Source organism: Chitinophagaceae bacterium, assembly GCA_007695095.1.
Lineage (GTDB): Bacteria > Bacteroidota > Bacteroidia > Chitinophagales > REEL01 > REEL01.
In genome coordinates, this window is sequence record REEL01000123.1 from 34,356 (window position 1) to 43,337 (window position 8,982).

Annotated in this window: 9 protein-coding genes; 2 read left to right on the forward strand and 7 right to left on the reverse strand. The window is 35.8% G+C overall.

The window, feature by feature from the left end:
* Positions 1–53 precede the first annotated feature (53 nt).
* Complete coding sequence (locus EA412_09765) at positions 54–2,150, forward strand: hypothetical protein (GenBank protein ID TVR77978.1); 2,097 nt, start codon at positions 54–56, stop codon at positions 2,148–2,150.
* 108 nt (positions 2,151–2,258) lie between these two features.
* A complete protein-coding gene (locus EA412_09770) occupies positions 2,259–2,771 on the forward strand; it encodes a DUF2480 family protein (protein ID TVR77979.1) in 513 nt (170 codons plus the stop codon).
* Between the two features lie 16 nt (positions 2,772–2,787).
* Here EA412_09770 and EA412_09775 read toward each other — a convergent pair whose 3' ends face one another.
* From EA412_09775 to EA412_09805, 7 genes are all read right to left on the reverse strand, one after another.
* A complete protein-coding gene (locus EA412_09775) occupies positions 2,788–3,168 on the reverse strand; it encodes a hypothetical protein (GenBank protein TVR77980.1) in 381 nt (126 codons plus the stop codon).
* Positions 3,169–3,229: 61 nt separating this feature from the next.
* A complete protein-coding gene (locus tag EA412_09780) occupies positions 3,230–3,625 on the reverse strand; it encodes a hypothetical protein (GenBank protein ID TVR77981.1) in 396 nt (131 codons plus the stop codon).
* 195 nt (positions 3,626–3,820) lie between these two features.
* Positions 3,821–5,296: a cryptochrome/photolyase family protein gene (locus EA412_09785; protein ID TVR77982.1), complete on the reverse strand. Its 1,476-nt coding sequence runs from the start codon at positions 5,294–5,296 to the stop codon at positions 3,821–3,823.
* A complete protein-coding gene (locus tag EA412_09790) occupies positions 5,293–5,439 on the reverse strand; it encodes a DUF2256 domain-containing protein (protein ID TVR77983.1) in 147 nt (48 codons plus the stop codon). The genes EA412_09785 and EA412_09790 overlap by 4 nt, the downstream gene beginning before the upstream one ends.
* A gap of 39 nt (positions 5,440–5,478) precedes the next feature.
* Entirely contained in the window at positions 5,479–6,579 is a 1,101-nt protein-coding gene (locus EA412_09795) for a deoxyribodipyrimidine photolyase (GenBank protein ID TVR77984.1), read from the reverse strand.
* A 465-nt stretch (positions 6,580–7,044) separates the two neighbouring features.
* Positions 7,045–7,224 carry a hypothetical protein gene (locus tag EA412_09800; protein ID TVR77985.1) on the reverse strand — a complete coding sequence of 60 codons (180 nt, stop codon included), beginning with the start codon at positions 7,222–7,224 and terminating at the stop codon, positions 7,045–7,047.
* 191 nt (positions 7,225–7,415) lie between these two features.
* A complete protein-coding gene (locus EA412_09805) occupies positions 7,416–8,540 on the reverse strand; it encodes an ATP-binding protein (GenBank protein TVR77986.1) in 1,125 nt (374 codons plus the stop codon).
* Between the last annotated feature and the right edge of the window lie 442 nt (positions 8,541–8,982).

The window sequence follows — 8,982 nt, forward strand, 5'->3', positions numbered from 1 at the left end:
ATCTAGAAAACCGTTATTTTGCAAAAATTATCAAAAAAAACCTGAAAAATAAAATGGGTGTAATAATTAAAATCAGAAATCGACTTGGATTTCTTCTCATTGCTCTTATAGCTGTCGCTATTATTGCTTTTTTGTTCATGGACATCAGTTCTGAAGGAACAGCTTTAGGGGGGAGGCCTACAAATGTAGGAAGTGTAGATGGTGAAACCATTAGCCTTCAAGACTTTGAAAGAAGATATCAGCAAACGCTCGACAACTACAGAGCTAACACAGGACAAAGAACTTTGGGTGAAGAGCTTACTTTTTCACTTAGAAATGACACCTGGAAAGAAATGGTTGAACAAATTATCCTTACCGGAGAATACCAAAGGTTAGGCATAAGGGTAACCAGTGATGAATTACTTGAAATGATTTCAGGAGAAAGCCCTGACCCTAACATTGTTCAGGCTTTTACAAATCCGGAAACAGGTCAGTACAATCCTCAGGAAGTATTGAACATTATTCAAAACCTTGACCAGGATCCTACAGGTGAAATGCGTGCTCAGTGGATAGCCTTTGAGCGTTTTATACTTCAAAACAGAAAGCGTGAAAAGTATAATAACCTGATTAAACATGCTGTTTTTGTTCCTGAATGGCAAGCCCGTTTTGACCATACGATAAAAAACGAAAATGTTAATTTTGAATTTGTCTATCTTCCTTATAATACTCTGGAGGACGATGAAATCGATGTTTCTGACAGAGACCTCAGAAATCACATTAATAACAATCCGAAAAGATATAAAACAGAAGCCACCAGAAGCATAGACTTCGTGAGCTTTCCTATCATACCAAGTAAAGAAGATTCTTTAGAATCAAAAAACTGGTTGTTAGAAAGAAAAGATGACTTTAAGGCGACCAATGATGACTCTACCTATATCAGACTATATTCAGAAACAGCTTTTAACCCGGCTTACCTTAATATAAATCAAATCAGTGGCAAATTTACTGATACCTTTTTTACTATGGAGCCGAGACAAATTTTAGGCCCGTATCTTGAAAACGATAAGTTTGTTTTAGCCAAGTTGGTAGATAGAAAGTTAATTCCTGATTCTGTTCAGGCAAGACACATTCAGTTGAATGTAAACACACAGGAAGAGTTTACAACTAAAAGAGAATTAGCCGATTCATTGCTGGCAGAAATTAAAGATGGCGCAAGCTTTTCTGCTATTGCCAACGACTTCAGTGATGACGTTTTTACAACCTCACAAGGTGGTGATTTAGGCTGGGTAATGCCCGGAGACCAGTTTGCTACAATTAATGATCAATTATTCTTTAAAAGAGAACAGGGAGATATATTCATAGTTACCGGTCAGCAAGGGTTTCATATAATAGAAATAACAAGAGCCGAACCATCAACTGAAGCAGTGAAAGTTGCTTATTTATCCCGTTCTATAAGAGCCGGAAGTGAAACTGAAAGAAGCGCCTTTTCCAAGGCAAGTGCTTTTGCCGGTCAAAACAGAACATTGGAGGAGTTTAGAGAAAATGCTCCCCATGAAATAAAAAGCGCTAACGGCTTAGGCCAAAATGATTACATGGTGCCCGGAATTGGTGTTTCCAGAGAAATCGTTCAATGGGCTTTTCGCTCAAGATTGCACGAAGTTTCAGGTGCGTTTAGTCTTGACGACAGCTATGTGGTTGCTATAGTTACCGCTTCGACCAGAAAAGGCACAGCAGAGCTTGATATGGTAAGAGAGCAGGCAAAAGCTGCTGTAATTTTAGAAAAAAAAGGCGAAAGACTGGCCGAAAGAATGAATACACTTAGAGGTCAACATCAAAGCATCAATCAGTTAGCAAATGCTTTAGAAGTAGATGTAAAAACGGCTACCGGCTTAGGTTATAACGAAAATTTCCTTACCGGCATCGGGCAAGAGCCACGAGTGGTGGCTTTTGCTGCAGGTATGGAACCCGGTAACTTATCGCAGGCAATTATCGGCAACAGAGGTGTTTTTGTCATTTCTTTAATCTCTAAGCAAGAAGCTCCTTCGATTACAGATTTTACGACTCAAAAGCAACAGATTAAAACAAATATTAATAATCGGGTGGATTTTAATCTGCTTGAAAATTTAAAAGAAACGTCTAACATCGTTGACAACAGACATGAGTTTTATTAATCTGCTTTATAAATAAATGAAAAAAGAGTTGCTTCCTTTTGAGGCAACTCTTTTTTTTTGAACTATTTATTTTAAAACCGATTTAACTAAGGTATAAAACATTAAAAAATGAGCGAGAATTTAGTAAACAGAGTAGCAAAAAGTGGAATTATTACTCTTGATTTAGAAAAATATTTACCGGCTAAAGATAGTATCAGCAGTATTGATTTAAAACAATTTTTAGTTCAGGAGATTGCTTTAATGGAAAAGCCTTTCCGCCAGTCTTTAGAAGACTTCTCAACAGAAGCCTTTACCGGGAAGGAGGTTGCATTATATTGCTCCGCTGACGCCATCCTGCCACATTGGGCATATATGTTGATAGCGGCAAAATTAAGTGGCATTGCAGAGAAGGTTTACTTTATGAAACCGGAAGAACTTTTAAAATTAAAATTAATCGATGAAATAAGCAGACTAAATCCTGAAAGCTTTGAATCTAAAAGAGTTGTTGTAAAAGGTTGTAATAAACCCGGAATTGATGCCGCTGCATATATTGCAATTACCAATAAGCTACTACCTGTCGTCAAATCGCTTATGTATGGGGAGCCTTGCTCTACAGTTCCGGTTTACAAGAAAAAAACTTAACAAATTAACTTCTTTATCAGTTAGTTACTTTTTCAAAAAGCATTTTTTCTTCTATTCCACCGGCATTCATCAAAAAGCTAAGCGAGTCCTGTGTAAGCCTTAGTATTTCAACATTTATGTCTAATTTATTTATGGGGTTGACTGTGAGATTTCTACCACTAATATTAAATGTACCGCTATCTATCTCTGCGCCCAATTTGGATTTGTATGTCCTGTCATCATTAAAAACAAAATACACATCTCTTCCAAAACATTGATTATCAGCATGTGCCTCAGAGGTCCAGCTTACACAATCCCATTTACCCGTAATCTTTTCATACACCTCTTCACTATTACAGGATGTCAGTAAAAAAGCAAATAACATAACCATAATACCCGGCACAAATAAACTTTCCATAAATATTGTTTAAATCTTTTCGAATTATAAAATCTATAAAATAAAAGCTTTTCTTTCCTTTTTATTTTACGCTCTTCCTTGAAGCCGCTTTTAGCTCTAGTATTACAAGTCCAAAAATCAATGTAACTTCAATGATAAAATATAAAAGACCCGCAATGGTTAATAGCCTGTTAAAGTAAAATACCAATGCAATGGTTAAACAGCAATAAGCCGAATTTGCAAAAGCGATATACTTCATAAATATTCTCCAATCCTTACGGGCATATAAAAAGCAGAAAAAGGAATACACTGCAAAGATTAAAGCTATTGCAGATAATAAATATAAGACTTTTCGCGGCATTCCAAAAAAAGGCTCAAGTTTTACCAAAACGACCCCCAGTAGAAATGCTGATAGCAATGCCCCTATGCTATCAATTAAAAAGAGTTTTTGAGGGTTTTTGGATAAAAATCCTATCATCTGACTTTTGTGTTTATTCTATTGAAATAAGTAAAAGAGGTGAACTCTAATTTATTTTCTCAAACTATAAATTTTGGGTAAAACTAATGTTTTTTTCTATCCCAAAAGTTGCTGTATCTGTAAATACCCGGCCTCATACCTTATATTATTAAATAAAAAGTGAAAAAATGATTTTGAGGGTTTTCTTTTTTGAGCTTATAGTGTTTTTAAAAATCCGGCAGCATATTCTAAATGCTTTTTTTGTTTTTCTTTTGGCATTTTGTCAAAGGTTTTTACCAACATTCCCAGCCTAGGGTTTTGTAAAAAGAAATCCCTGTGGGTGTCCATAAACCGCCAAAATAAGCCATCCCATACCGGCTGCCAGCCACCTTTTTTATAATCACTCATTTTTATGATGTAATTGCTGCCACTAATATACGGTTTGGTGGACATGATACCGCCATCAGCAAATTGACTCATTCCGTAAATATTCGGAACCATTACCCAATCGTATGCATCAATAAAAAGCTCCATAAACCAACGATACACTTCATCGGGATCAAACTCACACAGTAGCATAAAATTACCCAATATCATGAGCCGTTCAATATGGTGGCAATAACCGGTATCCAATACCCTTTTAATCGTGACATCTACAGGTTCAATACCGGTAGTGCCATCCCAAAAGGAAGGCGGAATCTTACGCTTAAACCCCCAAAAGTTTCTTGTTCGCTCTTCGTTGCCTTTTAATTCATAAACAGCTCTGATAAATTCCCGCCAGCCCAAAATCTGTCTTATAAAACCCTCAAGAGAATTTATAGGTATATTGTTTTTTTCAGCAAATTCCAAAGCTTCCTCTACCACAAAGCCGGGAGTTAGTAAGCCTGTGTTCAACATGGGAGTTAAAAGACTGTGATGTAAAATATTTTCCTTTGAAACTATAGCATCTTCATAAGGCCCAAACTCCATAAATCTATTTTTAAAAAAATCATTTAACCACTTCTTGCTCTCTGAAAAATTTGTTGGATAAATAAATCCGGTATTTATTTTGCCAATATTATCCGGGAAATGTTTTTCAGTATAAGCTACAGCCTCATTGTAAAAATTGTCTAAACTTGCGAAATTGACTTTTGGCGGGACTTTAGCTTTCGGATATTTTAATCGGTTTTCACTGTCATAGGTCCATTTCCCACCGACCGGACTTTGCCGGTTTTCTATTAAAATATTTCTGTTTTTCCGCTGAGTCTTATAAAAATCCGTTTGAAAGAATCGCTTTTTACCTGAAAAATAGCTCTCTATTTCTTCAAAAGAATTGATGAATAATGGGGTTCTGTTTTTATTCAGTTGAATCTGATTTTCCTTGCAGGCTTTGCTAATTCTTTGTTCCAGCCAATTGTCTGTTGTGTCTATGTATTCTAAAGTTTGAATGCCTTTAGACTTCAAGTGTGGAATGAGTTTTCGAACATCCGACAACTCATCAAATGAATCTATATATCTAAGCTGAATGTTTTTTGACTGAAGATAGCTTTCGTAAAACTTCATACTTGCTCTGTGAAATACAATTTTTTGCTTGTGGAAGTTAAATTGCTTAAAAAACAATGATTCTTCTATCAAAAAAATGGTTTCACATTTTGAAATAAGTGGGTTTTGCTCAAAAAGTTGATGTGGGAAAAGGATGCCTGTTTTTTTCATAATTTTTGTTTGTTCTTTCGGCATTTATCGCTGCAATATTTTACTTCACTCCATACCTTTTCCCATTTCTTGCGCCAGGAAAAAGAACGTTTGCATACAATACAAATCTTTTCGGGTAAATTTTGTTTTTGGATGTTTTTCATAAAAACAGCCTTTGGCGTTTTTGGTTGTAAAACATCCCTTCAGCTTATGTTGGACAGCTGTTTATTAACTTTTTTCCAGTAAGAAAAAAAAGATGGAAAATAACCACTGATATTTTCAGAAATCCAATCTCTTTCTTCCATGATTCCTTTATATCCGTAGTTTAGCGGATGCTCTTTAAAATATATCTTTTCTAATTGATAAGTATTAGCCAAGGACTCAAAAGAGCCTCTAAACACCTGAATATCAGGAATGTTTTTACTCAAAGCCAACATAAAGTCCACACACTTTTCACTTATTGGAAAATCAGAAAAGAATTGAGGATCGATCAGCAAAATACGGTTTCCCTCTTCCTCTTTATGCCAGAGCGGGTCCAGATTATAGTAGTTATAAATAAAAGTAGGCTTGTTTCTGTCTACCCCTACAGCCGGGATTTCGGGCCATTTGGTCTCCGGTAAAAACTTTTGTGTAGACAGCAGCTCAGTCGGAACTTCCATCTCCTTAATCTGCTCATAGGCCTCGTCTAAAAAAGTATTTGTCTGCCCGGTTCGGGTAAATTTATTGATATTTTCCTGATTGGCGTAATACTGTTTATGGCTGTTTACTCCTGCAACCCATTGCCAGCTGCAGGCATTACTTGCCCAATCTCCGTCTAACAGATGATAGTACATCCATTTTGCGGGGTGCAACCAATGTGACTTGCCGATATTGCAAGTGATAGAAGCAGTGTACATCCTACAATGATTGTGCATATATCCGGTTTTGTATAATTGGTGTATAGCCCTGTCAACGCCCTCTATTCCGGTTTTTCCATTTACTATTGACTCCGGGATTTCATAATTTAAAAAATCCTGCCGAAGATGTTTAATCTCTTTATTTAAATCCTTTACCTGTCCCACTCTTTGGAAATAATCCCGCCAGCAAAGCTCTTTTACAAAGGTTTCTATTTCGTAAAGTTTAAACTCCCTTTTTAAAACACTTTCGAGTACCATTTTGGTACTAATAACACCTCTTGAAATGTAGGGAGACAAATAGGTAACGGCTCCGTCAATATAGTTTCGGGTTTTCCCATACTTCAGCGGGTCGATTTGTTCTATTTTTTCCAAAACGGATTTGTAGTCTGTTGGTATTTCAACTTTCATCTATATTTTTAAATGTTCTACACTTAACAAGAATATTGGAATCTTGTTTTTTCTGAAAAAAATAATAAGAACCTCCCCTGATTTAACTGTCTCGCTTAAACCCTTAGTAAAAGCATAATTTCACCCATAAGCCTCGGAAAGAAGACCCCGCTATTCGTTGTAGCTACGAATCATTCAAAATATTACACAAATCAACTTTAATCACGCTCAACTTTCCGGCATAATTTCTTGCACTCGAATATATATAATCTTCCGGATTATCAACTATACGTGTCCGAACAGGATTTTCATGGATGTAATCAAGCTTTTGTTGCATGAACTTATGACTAAAAATTTCTTTTGGTTGATTTTCATGTGTCCAAAACTGAACATGTCCGCCTCAGGAGGATATTGTTTATTACGCTTATGTTTATTAGCCGCATGTTCAAACAATTTCAACATCCCCCACTGTTCGTAGCATCCTTGCTACGAACAAGACAAAAAGCCGGTTATATTTATAAAAAGACCTTTTGCATGACGAATTAAAAATAAGCATTTATTCAAAGAACTTTTGTTTTCTACTATCCCATTTTTACAGGTTTCTTTATCTGCCTGAGGCAGAGATACACAGAAGTGTTTTATCCGATTTTTTCGTGTAAGTAGCATGCAATCAAGTTTCAAAAACGCTTCCAATTCCCGATCGCTGATATCGCTAATTTTAGGACAAAACTTGTTTGCATGAAATATACAAATAACTGTTAATTTGGTCAGTACGATGACATAATTTGTATTAATTTGGTTAGTTTGAGGATTGAAAATTTAAAATACATTTATGAAGAAATTATTTCCATTTAAAATTAAGTAATAAATTTCTGGTAGTTGTCCTGATGGACCGTTTCGAAAGTTGCATCCGGATAATTTTTCACAAAAGCTCTGGGTGGTTTTACTTTTTTATTTCGCCATTTACATTCAAAGGCAAACAATTTTCCATTGTGCATTTCAATCAAATCAATTTCCTGTCCGTCATAAGTCCGCCAAAAAAAATACTGCATATGCTTATCCCGGTAAATATTGTATTTCATTCTTTCATTGAGGATATATTGCTCCCACAGCTCGCCCGTATCATTTCTGACAGAAAGAGGTTGAAAATTACCGGTGAGTGCATTTCGGATGCCATTGTCATAGAAATACCATTTTTTGCTCTTTGTCACTTCTTTTCGCAGGTTGTTGCTGTATCCAGTCAAAGGATAGATGATAAACGATTTTTGAAAAAGATCAAGGTAGCGTTCAACTGTGTTTTTGCTCATACCGAGTTGCCTTCCAAGTTCATTAGAAGAAACTTCCGAACCAATCTGATGAGCAAGTAAAACAAGTAAATCTTTTAATCTCTTCGCATTCCTGACTTTTTCAAATACCAATATATCTTTCAGTAAATAAATATTAACCGATTCGTTCAGGTATTTCTGCTTTTCTTTTTGTGTGGATATTGTAGAAAGTTCAGGGTAGCTGCCAAAAACAAGTCTTGATTCAAGGTTTTGTTTTGTTTGCAACGGGTTCTCATTTTGTTGCCACTCTTCTTGAGAAAGCGGAAATAAATGGTAAGTAATCGTTCTGCCTGTCAGCGGTTCGCCCATTTGAACCAAATCGAAAGCAGACGAACCGGTCAGAATGATATGCAGGGGCTTGATCTTATCAATCATCAGCTTTGCTTTCCGGGAAATATCCCGGATATATTGAGCCTCATCTATAATCAGTAATTTATAGCCTTCAAGCACTCTTGAATAATTGGATACACTGCGTTCTTCCAACATTTTTTCAACAAGCACGTCTTCTCCGTCAAGCCATAAAGTAATGTCTTTATTTTTTTGGTAAATAGTGTTCAGCAATTCAGTTTTACCCACGCGTCTTGCACCAAGCAAAAGTGTTACTTTTTGCTTGTTCAGATGTTTTTCAATTTCATATCGCAATACTCTGTTTATCATTGTTGTTGAGATTGTTAATACAAAATTAATAAAACTGTTAATTTAGTCAGTATAATGACAGAATTTGTATTAATTTGGTCAGTTTGAGAGTTGTTTTTGGTTTATCTTCCGCGCTAATCATGAGCTTCCTCCGAACAAGACAAAAAGCCGGTTATATTTCTAAAAAGACCTCTTTGCATGACGAGTTAAAAAAATAAGCATTTATTCAAAGAACGGTTTTGTTTAGCTACTTTTTGTTTTCTACTGGTTTCTTTATCTGCCTTAGGCAGAGAGCTATCGAAGTCTTTTATCCGGTTTTTTCATGGAAGTAGCATGCCGGATTGGTAGCAGAACCTGAACATTATTTATATAGCAGTACTTCTAATTATGCCGGTATAATTAGTTTGTTTGATGTAGAATGCGTATTTTAATTCAGAATTACGTTTAATTTCTTGTCCGGTAG

Excerpts from the sequence above, each read along its gene's own strand:
- EA412_09800 (TVR77985.1), bottom strand. The coding sequence starts at position 7,224 with ATGCTACTTACACGAAAAAATCGGATAAAACACTTCTGTGTATCTCTG.
- EA412_09780 (TVR77981.1), bottom strand. The coding sequence starts at position 3,625 with ATGATAGGATTTTTATCCAAAAACCCTCAAAAACTCTTTTTAATTGAT.
- EA412_09790 (TVR77983.1), bottom strand. The coding sequence starts at position 5,439 with ATGAAAAACATCCAAAAACAAAATTTACCCGAAAAGATTTGTATTGTA.
- EA412_09765 (TVR77978.1), top strand. The coding sequence starts at position 54 with ATGGGTGTAATAATTAAAATCAGAAATCGACTTGGATTTCTTCTCATT.
- EA412_09770 (TVR77979.1), top strand. The coding sequence starts at position 2,259 with ATGAGCGAGAATTTAGTAAACAGAGTAGCAAAAAGTGGAATTATTACT.
- EA412_09775 (TVR77980.1), bottom strand. The coding sequence starts at position 3,168 with ATGGAAAGTTTATTTGTGCCGGGTATTATGGTTATGTTATTTGCTTTT.
- EA412_09805 (TVR77986.1), bottom strand. The coding sequence starts at position 8,540 with ATGATAAACAGAGTATTGCGATATGAAATTGAAAAACATCTGAACAAG.
- EA412_09785 (TVR77982.1), bottom strand. The coding sequence starts at position 5,296 with ATGAAAAAAACAGGCATCCTTTTCCCACATCAACTTTTTGAGCAAAAC.
- EA412_09795 (TVR77984.1), bottom strand. The coding sequence starts at position 6,579 with ATGAAAGTTGAAATACCAACAGACTACAAATCCGTTTTGGAAAAAATA.